The sequence below is a fragment of the Streptomyces sp. NPDC031340 genome, from assembly GCF_055569945.1.
In genome coordinates this window covers 82,954-97,568 of record NZ_JBVIIE010000035.1, presented here as the reverse complement: position 1 = coordinate 97,568, position 14,615 = coordinate 82,954, and the positions used below count along the sequence as shown (strand labels likewise).

General features: G+C 70.8%; 11 protein-coding genes. 5 read left to right on the top strand and 6 right to left on the bottom strand.

Annotated features, from left to right (window positions below; all coding sequences use genetic code 11):
- Nucleotides 1-220: 220 nt before the first annotated feature.
- A complete protein-coding gene (locus ACZ5GT_RS26025) occupies nt 221-2,596 on the bottom strand; it encodes a transglycosylase domain-containing protein (RefSeq protein WP_469030924.1) in 2,376 nt (791 codons plus the stop codon).
- 370 nt (nt 2,597-2,966) lie between these two features.
- Between ACZ5GT_RS26025 and ACZ5GT_RS26020 the strand changes: the two genes are divergently transcribed.
- Genes ACZ5GT_RS26020 through ACZ5GT_RS26010 form a run of 3 tightly spaced genes read left to right on the top strand, consistent with a single transcriptional unit; the run spans nt 2,967 to nt 6,531 of the window.
- Nucleotides 2,967-3,491 carry a PadR family transcriptional regulator gene (locus ACZ5GT_RS26020; RefSeq protein WP_469030920.1) on the top strand — a complete coding sequence of 175 codons (525 nt, stop codon included), beginning with the start codon at nt 2,967-2,969 and terminating at the stop codon, nt 3,489-3,491.
- Nucleotides 3,488-4,198: an ABC transporter ATP-binding protein gene (locus ACZ5GT_RS26015; RefSeq protein WP_469030917.1), complete on the top strand. Its 711-nt coding sequence runs from the start codon at nt 3,488-3,490 to the stop codon at nt 4,196-4,198. The genes ACZ5GT_RS26020 and ACZ5GT_RS26015 overlap by 4 nt, the downstream gene beginning before the upstream one ends.
- The gene (locus ACZ5GT_RS26010) at nt 4,195-6,531 is read left to right on the top strand and encodes an ABC transporter permease (RefSeq protein ID WP_469030913.1); all 2,337 of its coding nucleotides are present in this window, start codon (nt 4,195-4,197) and stop codon (nt 6,529-6,531) included. Before ACZ5GT_RS26015 ends, ACZ5GT_RS26010 begins: the two co-directional genes overlap by 4 nt.
- 91 nt (nt 6,532-6,622) lie before the next feature.
- On the opposite strand, the gene ACZ5GT_RS26005 is transcribed toward ACZ5GT_RS26010, so the two are convergent.
- Nucleotides 6,623-7,573 (bottom strand): LysR substrate-binding domain-containing protein, encoded by a 951-nt coding sequence (locus ACZ5GT_RS26005; protein WP_469030909.1) that lies wholly within the window; start codon nt 7,571-7,573, stop codon nt 6,623-6,625.
- Between the two features lie 133 nt (nt 7,574-7,706).
- On the opposite strand from ACZ5GT_RS26005, the gene ACZ5GT_RS26000 reads away from it, so the two are divergent.
- On the top strand, nt 7,707-8,261 hold the full coding sequence (locus ACZ5GT_RS26000; protein WP_469030905.1) for a peroxiredoxin: 555 nt from the start codon (nt 7,707-7,709) through the stop codon (nt 8,259-8,261).
- A gap of 6 nt (nt 8,262-8,267) precedes the next feature.
- A complete protein-coding gene (locus ACZ5GT_RS25995) occupies nt 8,268-8,807 on the top strand; it encodes an alkyl hydroperoxide reductase (RefSeq protein WP_469030901.1) in 540 nt (179 codons plus the stop codon).
- Between the two features lie 33 nt (nt 8,808-8,840).
- Here ACZ5GT_RS25995 and ACZ5GT_RS25990 read toward each other — a convergent pair whose 3' ends face one another.
- From ACZ5GT_RS25990 to ACZ5GT_RS25975, 4 genes are all read right to left on the bottom strand, one after another.
- Nucleotides 8,841-10,193, bottom strand: a complete 1,353-nt coding sequence (locus ACZ5GT_RS25990; RefSeq protein ID WP_469030899.1) for an AI-2E family transporter — start codon at nt 10,191-10,193, stop codon at nt 8,841-8,843.
- Between the two features lie 148 nt (nt 10,194-10,341).
- Nucleotides 10,342-11,034 carry an aggregation-promoting factor C-terminal-like domain-containing protein gene (locus tag ACZ5GT_RS25985; RefSeq protein ID WP_469030897.1) on the bottom strand — a complete coding sequence of 231 codons (693 nt, stop codon included), beginning with the start codon at nt 11,032-11,034 and terminating at the stop codon, nt 10,342-10,344.
- Between the two features lie 640 nt (nt 11,035-11,674).
- Nucleotides 11,675-13,000, bottom strand: coding sequence for a PhoH family protein (locus tag ACZ5GT_RS25980; RefSeq protein WP_469030893.1), 1,326 nt, complete (start codon nt 12,998-13,000; stop codon nt 11,675-11,677).
- A 374-nt stretch (nt 13,001-13,374) separates the two neighbouring features.
- Nucleotides 13,375-14,148: an isoprenyl transferase gene (locus ACZ5GT_RS25975; protein ID WP_469030890.1), complete on the bottom strand. Its 774-nt coding sequence runs from the start codon at nt 14,146-14,148 to the stop codon at nt 13,375-13,377.
- Between the last annotated feature and the right edge of the window lie 467 nt (nt 14,149-14,615).

Here is a 14,615-nt window from a genome sequence, read left to right as displayed (position 1 = left end):
GCGGGGGGGCCGGCACCAGGCAAAAGAAGAGGGAGGGGGGGGGGGGGGGGGGGTCCCCCCCCCCCCCCTCGCCACCCCCCCCCCCCCCCCCCCCCCCCCCCCCCCCCCCCCCCCCCCCCAACCACCCCCCCCCCCCCCCCCCCCCCCCCCCCCCCCCCCCCGCCCAACCCCCCCCCCCCCCCCCCCCCCCCCCCGCCCCCCCTTCACGCGTGGTCGCCTGCTACGGGGCCGGGTTGACCGGATCCACCGGGTTGCCGGTCGTCGGCGTCTGCGACGGCGTCTGGGACGGCGTCTGCGTGGGCGTCTGCGACGGCGTCTGGGAGGGCGTCTGCGTGGGCGTCTGCGACGTCGGCGCCGCGCTCGTCGGCGTCTCGCTGGGCGTCTCGCTGGGCGTCTCGCTCGGCGTCTCGCTCGGCGTCGCGCTGACCGTCGGCTGGACCGCCGCGCCCTGCGTGGTCTCCAGGTCGAACTTCAGGCCGGTCTTGGAGACGCCGAAGGTGTACGTCGCCCAGATCTGTGCCGGGAAGCCGCCGCCGTTGACCCGGGGCAGGCCGCCCGCCTCGTACATCGAGACCTGCGCGCCGGTCTTGGCGTCCTCGCCGAACAGGCCGACCGAGGTGACCAGGTCGGGCGTGTAGCCGGTGAACCAGGCCGACCGGTTCTCGTCGGAGGTGCCGGTCTTGCCGGCGACCTTGCGCCCGTCGCGCTGGGCGTTGTCCCGCACCGACTTCTTGGCCGTACCGTCGTCGACCACGCCGGTGAGCACGGAGGTGACCGTGTCGGCGGCCTCCCGGCTGATGACCTGCGCGCCGATCGGGTCGGGCAGCTCGACGCTGTGGGTGCTGTGCTCGACGGCCTTGATGATGGTCGGGGTGACCTTCTTGCCGTGGTTGTCGAGGGTGGCGTAGACGCCGGCCATCTGCAGCGGGCTGGCGCCCATGGTGCCGAGGGTCTGCGCGGGCACCGCCTGCAGGTCGGTGGTGTCCATGCCGAGGTGGCCGGCGACCTGGAGCACCTTGTCCATGCCGACGTCGACGCCCATCTGTGCGAAGACCGAGTTGACGGACTTGTTCATCGCCGTCTGGACGGTGATGTCGCCGTAGTTCTGCTGGTCCTCGTTCTCGGGGGCGAACCCGACCTTGCTGCCGCCGTCGACGACCTGGCGGTTGCTGGTGCCGTCGTACAGGGTGTTCGCGCTGATCGTCTTGCCGTCCTGCGTCTCGGCGCCCTCGTCGAGGGCGGCGGCGAGGATCACCGGCTTGAACGTCGAGGCGGGCTGGTAGTCGGTGCGGGTGGCGTTGTTGCGGTAGTGCTCGTAGTAGTTCTTGCCGCCGTACATCGCGACCACCGCGCCGGTCTTCGGGTTCACGGACACGGCGCCGGCCTGGACGTTCCCGTCGACCTTGCGCTTCTTCTTGTCCAGCTTGCTGGTGAGCTGCGACTTGGCGGCCTCCTCCAGCGCCGCCTGCTTCTTCTTCTCGATGTTGAGGGTGACGGTCCAGCCGCCGGCGTTGACCATCGTCATGGCGTCGTTGGTGTTGTCGGCGGTGCCCTGGGCCACCAGCTGCCGGGCCAGCTGGGCGTTGGCCGCGTCGACCAGGTAGCCGACCTGGCCGCCCATGCCGGGCGCGGCCTTGGGCGCCTTCGGGATCGGGAACTTCATGTCCTGGCGCTTGGCCTTGTCCAGCCAGCCCTCCTCGACCATGTTGTCCAGGACGTAGTTCCAGCGGTTCCTGACCAGCTCCCTGCCGGTATCGGAGGCGACGGCCCAGTCGTACTGGCTCGGCGCCTGCAGCAGGGCGGCGAGGTAGGCGCCCTGCTGGACGGAGAGTTCCTCGGCGTCGACGCGGTAGTAGGCCTGCGCGGCGGCCTGGATGCCGTAGGCGCCGCGGCCGTAGTAGCTGGTGTTGATGTAGCCGGCGAGGATGTAGTCCTTGGACTTCTCGCGGTCCAGCTTCAGGGAGATGACCAGTTCCTTCAGCTTGCGCGTGATGGTCTGGTTCTGGGTCAGGTAGTAGTTCTTGACGTACTGCTGGGTGATCGTCGAGCCGCCCTGCGCGCCCTTGCCGGAGAGCGTGTTGAGCAGACCGCGGGCCGTGCCCCGGAAGTCGACGCCCGCGTCCTTGTAGAAGGTCTTGTTCTCGGCGGCGACAAAGGTGAGCTGGACCTTCTTGGGCACCTTCGCCAGGTCCACGATCTCGCGGTTGCGCTCACCGCTGCGGGTCATGAGGCTGCCGTCGCTGTACTTGTAGACGTTGCTCTGCAGCGTCGCGTCGGCGTTCCCCTTGGGGATGTCGATCATCATGTACAGCACGACGAAGCCGAGCATGCCGAGCAGGGTGAAGCCGAAGACCGTGCCGACGATCTTCTTCCAGGTGAACAGCCGGCGTATGAGGCTCCTGCCGTCGCCGTTCCTGTTCCCGCCCCTGCCTCTGCCCTCGCCCTGGCCCCTGGCCGCCCGGCGGGCCGCGGCGCGGCCTCCCGCGGCCGCCGGCGTCCCGGACGCGTCCGTGGACGCCGTCGTGCCGGACGAGCGCAGGGGCGTCGCGCGGCGGGCACCGCGCTGCCGCGCTCGTCTCTCTTCCGCTCGTCCCATTGGTCCGTTCCGCTCCGCTTCGCTCATGTGTGCTCGGTTGTCACACAGGTTCGCCGCACAGGTCAGCTCAGAAAGCTAACACCGTGAGATGAGGCAAAGGCCCGCCGATCCGGCGTTCCGCGGGCGTGAGAATCAGCACCCGCACCAACAGAGCCGACGTCCGGCGGACGCCGAGGGTTGCTTCCGGGTGGCAAAGTGCGACGCACGCGACAGTGCGGCACACCACGCGGCGCCCCCGGCCGCGACCACCGGCGGGGCTCTGTTCCAGAACCGTGACAATCGGCCGCCACCTGCACGGGTGCGCCGGTCGCCACCGGTCGGCGCACGCGACGTATACACACCGCGTATACACGGTACGTATAGTGCTCCCATGTCCATCGGTCACACACTCCTGGGACTCCTGGAGTCCGGGCCCCGCCACGGTTACGACCTCAAGCGGGCCTTCGACGAGAAGTTCGGTCACGACCGGCCGCTGCACTACGGCCAGGTCTACTCGACGATGTCCCGCCTGCTGAGGAACGGGCTCGTCGAAGTCGACGGCATCGAGCCGGGCGACGGACCCGAGCGGAAGCGGTACGCGATCACCGAGGCCGGCGTCACCGACGTCGAGCGGTGGCTGGCGACGCCGGAGAAGCCCGAGCCGTACCTGCAGTCGACCCTCTACACCAAGGTCGTCCTCGCACTGCTCACCCGGCGCGACGCCGCCGACATCCTCGACACCCAGCGGGCCGAGCACCTGCGCATGATGCGGGCGCTGACCGACCGCAAACGCAAGGGCGACCTGGCCGACCAGCTCATCTGCGACCACGCCCTGTTCCACCTGGAGGCCGACCTGCGCTGGCTGGAGCTCACCGCCGCGCGCCTGGACAAGCTCGCGCAGGCGGTGACCCCGTGAACCCCACGCCCTCTCCCCCGTCCGCGCCGGCCGGCTCCCTGCTGGTGGCCCGTGACCTGCACAAGGCCTACGGGCCGACGGTCGCCCTCGACGGCGCCGGCTTCTCCATCCACCCCGGCGAGGTCGTCGCCGTGATGGGCCCCTCCGGGTCCGGCAAGTCGACGCTGCTGCACTGCCTCGCCGGGATCGTCACCCCCGACTCGGGGTCGATCCTGTACGACGGGCGCGAGATGGCGACGATGAACGACGCCGAGCGCAGCCGGCTGCGGCGCTCGGAGTTCGGGTTCGTGTTCCAGTTCGGGCAGCTCGTGCCGGAGCTGACCTGCGTCGAGAACGTCGCCCTGCCGCTGCGGCTGAACGGCACACCCCGCAAGGAGGCCGAGCGGACCGCGCTGTCCTGGATGCGGCGCCTCGAGGTCGACGACCTCGGCCGGAAACGCCCCGGCGAGGTCTCCGGCGGCCAGGGGCAGCGCGTCGCGGTCGCCCGGGCGCTGGTCACCAGCCCCCGGATGGTGTTCGCCGACGAGCCGACCGGCGCGCTCGACTCGCTCAACGGCGAGCGCGTGATGGAACTGCTCACCGACGCCGCCCGCTCGGCCAACGCCGCCGTCGTGCTCGTCACGCACGAGGCACGGGTGGCCGCCTGGTCCGACCGCGAGATCGTGGTACGCGACGGCAGGTCCCGGGACATGGAGCACGCGGTATGAGCGTCCGGCGGTGGGCCGGGGATCTGGCCATGGGGGTCCGCTTCGCCTACGCCGGCGGACGTGAGGGCTGGACGCGCACCCTGCTGACGGCCGTCGGCGTCGGGCTCGGGGTGGCGCTGCTGCTGCTGACGACCGCGCTGCCGAACGCGCTGGCCGTACGGCACGACCGGGAGACCGCGCGCACGGACATCACCTTCAACCAGGATCCGCTGCCGAAGGCGGACGACACCCTGATCGTGGCGAACCTCGAATCGACCTTCCGGGACAAGGACATCCGGGGCCGGGAGCTCGAGCCCGAGGGGCCGCGGGCGCCGCTGCCTCCGGGGCTCGCGAGGTTCCCGGCGGCGGGCGAGATGTTCGTCTCCCCGGCGCTGAAGCGGCTGCTGGAGTCCGGCGAGGGCAAGCTGCTGCGCGAGCGGCTGCACGAGAAGATCGTCGGGACCATCGGCGAGAGCGGTCTGATCGGCTCGGCCGAACTCGCCTTCTACCGCGGCGGCCAGGGACTCGAGTCGAAGATCGACCATGGCCAGATCGCGCGGATCGACCGGTTCGGGGACCCGCACCCGAGCCCCGAGCGGTCCGACCCGGTGCTGATCCTGCTGATCCTGGTCGTGTTCGTGGTGCTGCTGATGCCGGTCGCGGTGTTCATCGCGGCGGCCGTGCGGTTCGGCGGCGAGCGGCGCGACCGGCGGCTCGCGGCGCTGCGACTGGTCGGTTCCGACAGCCGGATGACCCGGCGGATCGCGGCCGGGGAGGCAGTCGGGGGCGCGGTGCTCGGACTGGTCCTCGGGGCCGGCTTCTTCCTGATCTGCCGTCAGCTCGCCGGGTCCGTCGAGGTGTTCCGCATCAGCGTGTTCCCGAGCTACCTCAACCCCTCCCCCGGGCTGGCCCTGCTGGTCGCCGTCGCCGTCCCGGCGGCCGCCGTGCTGGTCACGCTGCTCGCGCTGCGCGGGGTGGTCATCGAACCGCTGGGCGTGGTCCGTACGGCGAAGCCCGCGCGCCGACGGCTGTGGTGGCGGCTGCTGCTGCCGCTGGCCGGCCTGGCGATGCTCTACCCGATGGTCGGGATGGGCCGGGACAACGGCGACTTCAACCAGTACCTGGTGATCGGCGGCGTCATGCTGCTCCTGGTCGGCGTCACCGCGCTGCTGCCGTGGGTCGTCGAAACGGCCGTCGCCCGGCTCGGCGGGGGCGGGGTGGCCTGGCAACTTGCGGTTCGCCGACTCCAGTTGAGCAGCGGCACGGCCGCCCGCATGGTCAACGGCATCGCGGTGGCGGTGGCCGGGGCGATCGCGCTGCAGATGCTGTTCGCCGGCATCGAGGGCGACTACACCAAGGACACCGGGTTCGACATGAAGCGGGCGCAGATGCAGGTGTCGGTGCCGAAGGAGGTGCCGCTCGACCGGGCGGCGGGGCAGTTGCGCGGGACTCAGGGGGTGCGCACGGCGTACGCGTACTCCGAGGGCTACGTCGGCGACCGGCGCAGCGATCCCCGCGCCGCCGCACGACTGACGGTCGGCGACTGCGCGGCGCTGCGCGAGCTGGCCGACCTGCCGTCCTGCCGTGACGGAGACGTCTTCGCCCTGCACGGCGCCGACGACGGGGACGCCCAGACGGCCGCGATGGCGAAGGGCTCCGGGACCGTGTACGTCGACCCGGGCTACCAGGACTCGACGAAGGGCGCGGAGATCCCCTGGAGCCTCCCGGCGACCCTGAAGCGGGCCGCGTCGCGCAAGGACATGACCGGATCCAAGCGGGACGGCTTCCTGGCCACGCCGAAGGCGGTGACCTCCCGGGCCGCGCCGGCCCTGACCGGGCAGGTCTACCTCGACCTCGACGAGTCCGTGCCCGACGTGCGCGACCGGGTGCGGAACACGGCGGCGGCCATCGATCCGCTGAGGGAGCCGATGATGTGGACCTCCACCCGGCAGTCGGACCGGTTCACCTCCATCCGCACCGGCCTGAACGTGGGCGCCGCCTGTGTGCTGGCGCTGATCGGCGCGAGCCTGCTGGTGTCGCAGCTGGAGCAGTTGCGGGAACGCCGGAAACTGCTGTCGTCCCTCGTCGCCTTCGGCACCCGGCGCCGCACCCTCAGCCTGTCGGTGCTGTGGCAGACGGCGATCCCGATCGGCCTGGGGCTGCTGCTGGCGGCCGCGGTCGGGCTGACGCTGGGCACGGTGCTGCTGCGGATGACGGGCACGACCGTGCGCGTGGACTGGGCGTCCGTGCTGTCGATGACCGGCGTCGGGGCGGGGGTCGTCCTGCTGGTGACCCTGCTGAGCCTGCCCCCGCTGCTCAGGCTGATGCGCCCGGACGGCCTGCGCACCGAGTAGCCCGCGCGCCGTTCCTCCCGCCCGGCCGCCCGGTGCGCCCCGCCGACGGGCCGGTGCGGGGCTCACCCGGCGATCCTCGGCCCCGCGGAGCTCACCCGGCGGAGCCGAGGACCCGTACCGGAAGCGGGCGCAGCGCCTGCCGCAGAGCGGCCGCCAGTTCGGTGTACTCGCCGCCGCGGGCGGCCCCGGTGCGCATGGCGAGGGCGACGCGGCGGGAGGGGGCGGGGTCGGCGAAGCAGGCGGTGAGGAGCCGGCTGCTGCGGGTGGTCTCCACCTTCAGCGCGGTGCGCGGCAGCAGGGTGCAGCCGAGCCCCCCGGCCACGAGCTGCACGAGGGTGGACAGCCCGGCCGCCGTGGTGGTGACCGGGGCGTCCTCGCGGCCCGCCTCGCGGCAGATGTCGAGCGCCTGGTCGCGCAGGCAGTGCCCCTCGTCCAGGAGCAGCAGGTTGAGCTCCTTCAGGGCCTCGCGCGGTATGCCGTCACGGCCGCCGAGCCAGTGGCTGGAGGGCGTGACGAGCACGAAGTCCTCGTCGAAAAGCGGCAGTTCGACGATGCCGGGCACGCCGAGGGGCACCGCGAGCAGCAGCAGGTCGAGGCGGCCGCCGGTCAGGCCCTCGAGGAGGCTGGCGGTCTGCTCCTCGTGGACCTGGAGGTCGAGGTCCGGGTACCGTTCGCGCACCAGATTCAGGACGGTGGGCAGCAGGTAGGGTGCCACGGTCGGGATCACACCGAGCCGCAGGGCTCCGGTGAACGGGGCCCGGACCGCCTCGGCCTCCTCCATGAGCGCGGCCACCTCGTCCAGCACCGCCCCGGCCCGCACCGCGAGCCGCTCCCCCGCGGGCGAGAGCAGCACCTTGCGGGTGGTGCGCTCCAGCAGCGTCACCCCGAGGATGTCCTCCAGCGCCGACACGGCGCCGGAGAGGGCGGGCTGGCTCATGCCGATCGCGGCGGCCGCGTCGCGGAAGTGCAGGTGCTCGGCGACCGCGGCGAAGGCGCGCAACTGCGCCAGAGTGGGCTGCCGCCGCCTGTTGCTCACCGTCACTGATAGCCACCTCCGATCAACACGACCGAGTGTAGCTATTTCCGTAATCAATGCACGGTGTGCCAACATCAGCAGCGTCCAACCCATGGGAAACGCTGCCAAAAGCGGCGTTTCTTCGCTGCAAGGAGAGCGCGTGCTCACTGTCGGTGACAAGTTCCCCGAGTTCGAACTGACCGCCTGCGTCTCGCTGGAGAAGGGCAAGGAGTTCGAGAAGATCGACCACAAGACCTACGAGGGCAAGTGGAAGGTGATCTTCGCCTGGCCCAAGGACTTCACCTTCGTGTGCCCGACCGAGATCGCCGCCTTCGGCAAGCTGAACGACGAGTTCGCCGACCGCGACGCCCAGGTCCTCGGCTTCTCCGGCGACTCGGAGTTCGTCCACCACGCCTGGCGCAAGGACCACGACGACCTGCGCGACCTGCCGTTCCCGATGATGGCGGACTCCAAGCACGAGCTCATGCGGGCGCTGGGCATCGAGGACGAGGAGGGCTTCGCCAAGCGTGCCGTCTTCGTCGTCGACCAGAACAACGAGATCCAGTTCTCCATGGTGACCGCCGGCTCCGTCGGCCGTAACCCCAAGGAGGTCCTGCGGGTCCTGGACGCCCTGCAGACCGACGAGCTGTGCCCGTGCAACTGGTCCAAGGGCGACGAGACGCTCGACCCGGTCAAGCTGCTGGCCGGGGAGTGACCTGAGATGTCCCTCGACTCCCTGAAGGCGGCCGTTCCGGACTACGCCAAGGACCTCAAGCTCAACCTGGGCTCGGTCATCGGCAACTCCGACCTGCCGGCGCAGCAGCTCTGGGGCACGGTGCTGGCGACCGCGATCGCCTCGCGCTCCCCGATCGTGCTGCGCGAGCTGGCGCCGGACGCGAAGGCCAACCTGTCGCCGGAGGCGTACACCGCCGCCAAGGCCGCCGCGGCCGTCATGGCGATGAACAACGTCTTCTACCGCACCCGCCACCTGCTCTCGGACCACGAGTACGAGAACCTGCGCGCGGGCCTGCGGATGAACGTCATCGGCAACCCCGGCGTCGACAAGGTCGACTTCGAGCTCTGGTCGTTCGCGGTGTCCGCGGTCAACGGCTGCGGCGCGTGCCTCGACTCGCACGAGCAGGTGCTGCGCAAGGCGGGCATCGGCCGTGAGGTCGTCCAGGAGGCGTTCAAGATCGCCTCGGTGGTCCAGGCGGTCGCCGCGACCCTGGACGCCGAAGCGGTGCTGTCCGAGTCCGCGTAACCCTGCGGACCGGCCGTCGTAAGAGGGCCCCGCTCACCCCTGGTGGGCGGGGCCTTCCGCGTCCCCGCCGCCGTCCCCGGCCGGCAGCGCCGTACTCCCGGCCGCCACGGCCGCTTCCTGGGGCACGGTGGCGGCCTGCCGCGGCTGGGCGCGCAGCACCACCTGTTCGCGCGCGTACGACCGCAGGTACCCGACCACCGTGTTCGTCACCGCCACCAGCGGTACGGCGACCACCGCGCCGCCGATGCCGGCCACCATGCCGCCCGCGGCCACCGACAGCACCACGGCCAGCGGGTGCACGCGCACCGCCCGGCCCAGGATGAACGGCTGGAGGATGTGCCCCTCGATCTGCTGCACCGCCAGCACGACGGCGAGCGTCATCACCGCCGTGAACACGCCCTGGGTGACCAGCGCGACCACCACCGCCAGCGCTCCGGAGGCCACGGCGCCGACCAGCGGGATGAAGGAGAACAGGAAGATGAACACGGCCAGCGGGACGGCCATCGGCACGTCGAGGAAGTAGATGCCCAGGCCGATGAAGATGGCGTCTATCAGCGCCACGAGCACCGTGCCGCGCACGTAGGCGGTCAGCGTGCGCCACGCCCGCGGTCCGGCGCCCGCGATGCCCGGCCGGGCCGCCGCCGGCACCAGCCGGAGCAGCCAGCGCCAGATGTTCTCGCCGTCGTAGAGCAGGAACAGCGTCGAGAAGAACGCCAGCAGGATGCCGGTCAGCGCCTCGACGACCACCGTCACGCCCTCGAGCCCGGCGGACGTTATCTGGTCGGTGTTGGCCCCGACCGCGTCCCGCAGGTTCTCGGCTATCTGGTTGACCTGCTTGTCGGTGACGTGGAAGGGGCTGTTGAGCAGCCACTTGCGCAACTCGTCGATGCCGTCCTGGATCTGGCTGGAGAGGTTGTCGATGTTCTCCATGACCTGCCAGGTCACGAACCACCCGATCAGCCCCATCACGACGAAGCCGAGGATCGCGGTCAGCGCGGTGGCCGGGCCGCGCGGCACCCCGTGCCGCCGCAGGCGGGCCACCGTGGGCTGCAGCAGCGCGGTGATGAGCACGGCGACCACGAAGGCCAGCACCACGAGCTGAACGGCGCTGATGATGCGCATCAGCACCCATACCGTGCCGGCCAGCACCAGCAGCCGCCAGCCGGCCTCGGCGGCGACGCGCACTCCCCACGGGACGGCCTGCGCGGGATCGGGGCGGGCCGCGACGACGGTCACGTGGTCGGGGAGCGGGGCCTGGTCCACGGCGGGCGTCTGTTCCTCCTCGGTCGACTCCCGCGCCACCTCGGCACGACGCTCGTCGAGCCGCTCACTCACCTCGGTCAGTCCGGCCCCGAGCCGGCCGAGCCACCCTGGCACTCGCGACATGATCCGTCCTCTTCCCCCGTCTGTCCCCATCACTCCCCCCTGGAGCCCCTGGAGCCGCCGTGTACGACCGTACAGGGCGAAAGCCCCTCCCCCTAGGACGGGGAGGGGCTGCGCGAGGTTGAGAGACGATGCCGCGGGCCTCGGCGGCTCAGTACCAGTGGTTGGCCTGCCAGAACGACCAGGCGTCGCACGGGCTGCCGTACCGGCTGTTCATGTAGTTCAGGCCCCACTTGATCTGGGTGGCCGGGTTGGTCTGCCAGTCGGCGCCGGCGGACGAGTACTTGGAGGCCGGCAGAGCCTGGAAGAGGCCGTAGGCGCCGGAGGACGCGTTGACGGCGTGGTAGTTCCAGCTGGACTCGTGGTCCACGATGTTGCTGAAGCACTGGAACTGGCCGCTCGGCACCATCTGCCGCGCCATCGCCTGTATTTCGGCGACGGAGTAGGAGCTCTGCACGGAGAAGGTGGAGGCGTCGCGGGTGGCGCTGCGGCTGGCCGCCGCCTTCGCCTCGGCGCGCTCCTTGGCTTCCTTGGCCGCCTTCTGGGCGGCCTCCTTCTTCGCGATCGCGGTCTCGGCGGCTGCCTTGCGGGCGGCCTCCTCGGCGTCCTTCTTGGCGGTGGCGTCGGCGGCGATGGCCTGCGCGTCGGCCTGCTGCGTCAGGGACGCGGTCTGCACCTGGGCCTGCTGACCCGCCGGGATGTCCGCGAGAAGCGTCGCGTCTGCTGCCGCCTCTGCGTCGTTGGTCTGTGCGGTGCTGCCCGAGGCAACGCCGACGACGCTTCCGACAGCGGTGACCGCGGTGGCCGAGGCCACTGCGAATCCCCGGACCGAGATCCGGCTCACACGGTTTCCTTCCAGCATCGCCCGCTTCGGTGACCCTGGCGGACGCAATCGTGCCCCTGACGCTGGCCTCCCAACTGCGGGGTCACGGGAGGCACGGGCCCGGTGGGCAACTCCCGCGAGGGGAGCGCCGCGTGGTGCTCGGGCGGCATACGACGACGCTATGGAGTTGGCGGTGGTGCTTCGGTTGTGCCGTACTTCCCCGGGCGCCCGAAGGGCCTGGGGGCACCCACAGGGGGTACAGGTACAGGTGTGTCGTATGCGGGGCCTGACAGGAGTGAGACTCTGCCGCAAGCGGACGCCGGGTGGCAATTCCGAGTTGCGTGTGAAAGCTCACATCCGTTTTCACCCTGGGTATTTCAAGGAACCGCCACACGCGAAGGCGCCGCCCGGCTAGGCTCTCGACCTTTGCCGGGCGGCGCCGACTGACGCGCAATCAGCCCTTATCGGTTGTCGATCATCAGACCCGTCAGATCCATCAGATCAGTCAGATCTGCTGAATTGTGCAGATCACCGTCGAATCGACCGAATGGGTCGAATCGGTTGGATCGACTGGATCGGTTGGATCGACTGGATCGGCTGGATCGACTGGATCGACTGGATCGACTGGATCGACTGGATCGGTCGATATTGATCAGATCCGTCAGATCTGCCCGTCCTCCAGCATTTCGGTCACAAGGGCCGCGATCTGGGACCTCTCGGACCGCGTCAGCGTGACATGCGCGAACAGCGGATGCCCCTTCAGCTTCTCCACGACGGCGACCACACCGTCGTAGCGGCCCACCCGCAGGTTGTCCCGCTGCGCCACGTCGTGGGTCAGGACGACCCGCGAGTTGGCGCCGATGCGGGACAGGACGGTCAGCAGGACGTTCCGCTCCAGCGACTGGGCCTCGTCCACGATCACGAACGCGTCGTGCAGGGAGCGTCCACGGATGTGGGTCAGCGGGAGGACCTCCAGCATCCCGCGCGCGGTGACCTCTTCTATGACCTCGCGGCTGGTGACCGCCGAGAGCGTGTCGAAGACCGCCTGCGCCCAGGGGCTCATCTTCTCGGCCTCGCTGCCGGGCAGGTAGCCCAGTTCCTGACCGCCCACCGCGTACAGCGGACGGAAGACCATCACCTTCTGGTGCTGGCGCCGCTCCAGCACGGCCTCCAGGCCGGCGCACAGCGCGAGCGCCGACTTGCCGGTGCCGGCCCGGCCGCCCATCGACACGATCCCGACGTCCGGGTCGAGCAGCAGGTCCAGCGCGATGCGCTGTTCGGCGCTGCGGCCCTTGATGCCGAACGCCTCCCGGTCGCCGCGCACCAGGCGGACGTTACCGTCGGGAGCGACCCGGCCGAGGGCCTTGCCGCGCTCCGACTGGATCGTCAGGCCCGTGTGCACCGGAAGGTCGGCGGCCTCGGGGACGTATACGTGGCCCTCCTCGAAGAGGATGTCCACCTGGTCGCCGGGCAGCGTCAGTTCGGACATCCCGGTCCAGCCGGAGGAGTCGGTGATGGCGAGTTCGGCCCGGTACTCCTCCGCGAGGAGCCCCACCGACGACGCCTTGATCCTCAGGGGCAGGTCCTTCGACACGACGGTGACGTCGAACCCCTCGGCCTGCAGGTTGCGGGCGACCGCGAGGATGCGGGAGTCGTTGTCCCCCAGGCGGTAGCCGCTGGGCAGCACGCTGGGGTCCGAGTGGTTGAGCTCGACACGCACGGTTCCGCCGAGTTCCCCGATCGGTATGGGGGCGTCGAGGCGGCCGTACCTGACCCGGTAGTCGTCGAGCAGGCGCAGCGCCTGCCGGGCGAAGTAGCCGAGTTCGGGATGGTGCCGCTTCGCCTCCAGCTCCGTGACCACCACGATGGGGAGCACGACCTCGTGCTCGTCGAAGCGGGTCAGGGCGTTCGGGTCGGCCAGCAGGACGCTGGTGTCGAGAACATAGGTGCGCCGGTCGGGCTTGTGGCGCTTTGTGCTGGTCACCACGGAAGGACGTACCCCCTCGGATGAGGTCGGGGAGCGACGAGAAGGAGCTGGACCGGTCGACGGCCGCGTTGCACAACGGGCCGAGAACCGGCCCTCCGCCACTGCGTCCGTGCTGTGACCGCACGATCGGGCTGGTGCAAAGGGCCTCCCGGGCGGACGGCCCCGAGCCGTCCGCTGAGATCCGACACCCGTGGTTCGGGCGTCGACCTGCTTGCCTTATGCCCTCGATTTCACGCCGCCATGCCACGCCGCGCCACGGCGCCCTGGTGAACTCCTCGTTACTTCCGCCCCAAGAGCGGTATTACCGGGCTCCTCCGCGCAGCCTGCGCGAAGTCTGTGCGGAGCCTGTGGGCAGCGCCCGAAGAACCCGTGTTTCAGCCGCCGTAACGGCGGTGGCGCATCGCGTAGTCGCGCAGCGCGCGCAGGAAGTCGACCTTGCGGAAGGCCGGCCAGAAGACTTCGCAGAAGTAGTACTCCGAATGGGCGGTCTGCCACAGCATGAATCCGGACAGCCGCTGCTCGCCGCTGGTGCGGATCACCAGGTCGGGGTCGGGCTGCGCGCGGGTGTAGAGGTGGCGGCCGATCATGTCGACGTCGACGGCCTCGGCGAGCTCCTCCATCGGAGTGCCCTGCTCCGCCGCTTTGAGGATCATCGAGCGCACGGCGTCGGCGATCTCCTGGCGGCCGCCGTAGCCGATGGCGACGTTGACCAGTATCCCGTCGACGTTCGCGGTGGCCTCCTCGGCCTCCTTCAGGGTGCGCTGCATCCCCGACGGCAGCAGGTCCAGCGCGCCGACGTGGTGCACGCGCCAGCGGCCGTCGGCGGCGAGGGAGCGGACGGTGTCCTCGATGATGCCGAGGAGGGGGACGAGTTCCTCCTCCGGCCGGCCGAAGTTGTCGGTGGAGAACAGCCAGAGGGTGACGACCTCGACGTCCGTCTCGGCACACCAGCCGAGGAACTCCTCGATCTTGTCGGCACCGGCCTGGTGCCCCTGGGCGGTGGTGGAACCCGCGGCCTTCGCCCAGCGCCGGTTGCCGTCCATGATGACGCCGATGTGCTTGGGCACCTGGGCGTGGTCCAGGTGGCCTTCCACCCGGCGTGCGTAGACCCTGACCAGCAGGCCGCGCAGCTTGTCGCGCAGGTTCACGTGATTGTCAGCCCCTCCGTACTGATCGGACAGGCACGGCCCGGGCTCGGCGCTCGGCCGAGGGCGGGCCCTGTCCGCTGGCGGTCCGGGGGCTCCGCAGGGCGGTCCCCGGAGGCGAAGCCTACCCCCGCCGCGCCGGGGCTCCGCCCACGGGTACGGGGCCGGAGGGCCCGTGCGGCACGGCCTGTTGGGGCACGCGGGGGCCGTCCACCGACGTCACGGCGGGGTGACGGGGTCTGGCACGGCGGGGTGGCGAGGTCCGTGACAGCCGTCCGGGACATCCGACCGGCGGGGTCCGGGACGGGCGACCGGCGGGGTCCGTGACGGGCGGGTGGCGTCAGGTGCTCGCCGTCGTCCGTCGGGGCAGAAAAAACGGGCCGGTCCGTGGGGGGGAGACGGACCGGCCCGAGGGGGGGCTTCCACCATAACCCTTCGTAAGTGCTCCTGCGTGCATCGGCGGCCCACAA

Excerpts from the sequence above, each read along its gene's own strand:
- ACZ5GT_RS26025 (WP_469030924.1), bottom strand. The coding sequence starts at position 2,596 with ATGGGACGAGCGGAAGAGAGACGAGCGCGGCAGCGCGGTGCCCGCCGC.
- ACZ5GT_RS26020 (WP_469030920.1), top strand. The coding sequence starts at position 2,967 with ATGTCCATCGGTCACACACTCCTGGGACTCCTGGAGTCCGGGCCCCGC.
- ACZ5GT_RS26010 (WP_469030913.1), top strand. The coding sequence starts at position 4,195 with ATGAGCGTCCGGCGGTGGGCCGGGGATCTGGCCATGGGGGTCCGCTTC.
- ACZ5GT_RS25995 (WP_469030901.1), top strand. The coding sequence starts at position 8,268 with ATGTCCCTCGACTCCCTGAAGGCGGCCGTTCCGGACTACGCCAAGGAC.
- ACZ5GT_RS25990 (WP_469030899.1), bottom strand. The coding sequence starts at position 10,193 with ATGTCGCGAGTGCCAGGGTGGCTCGGCCGGCTCGGGGCCGGACTGACC.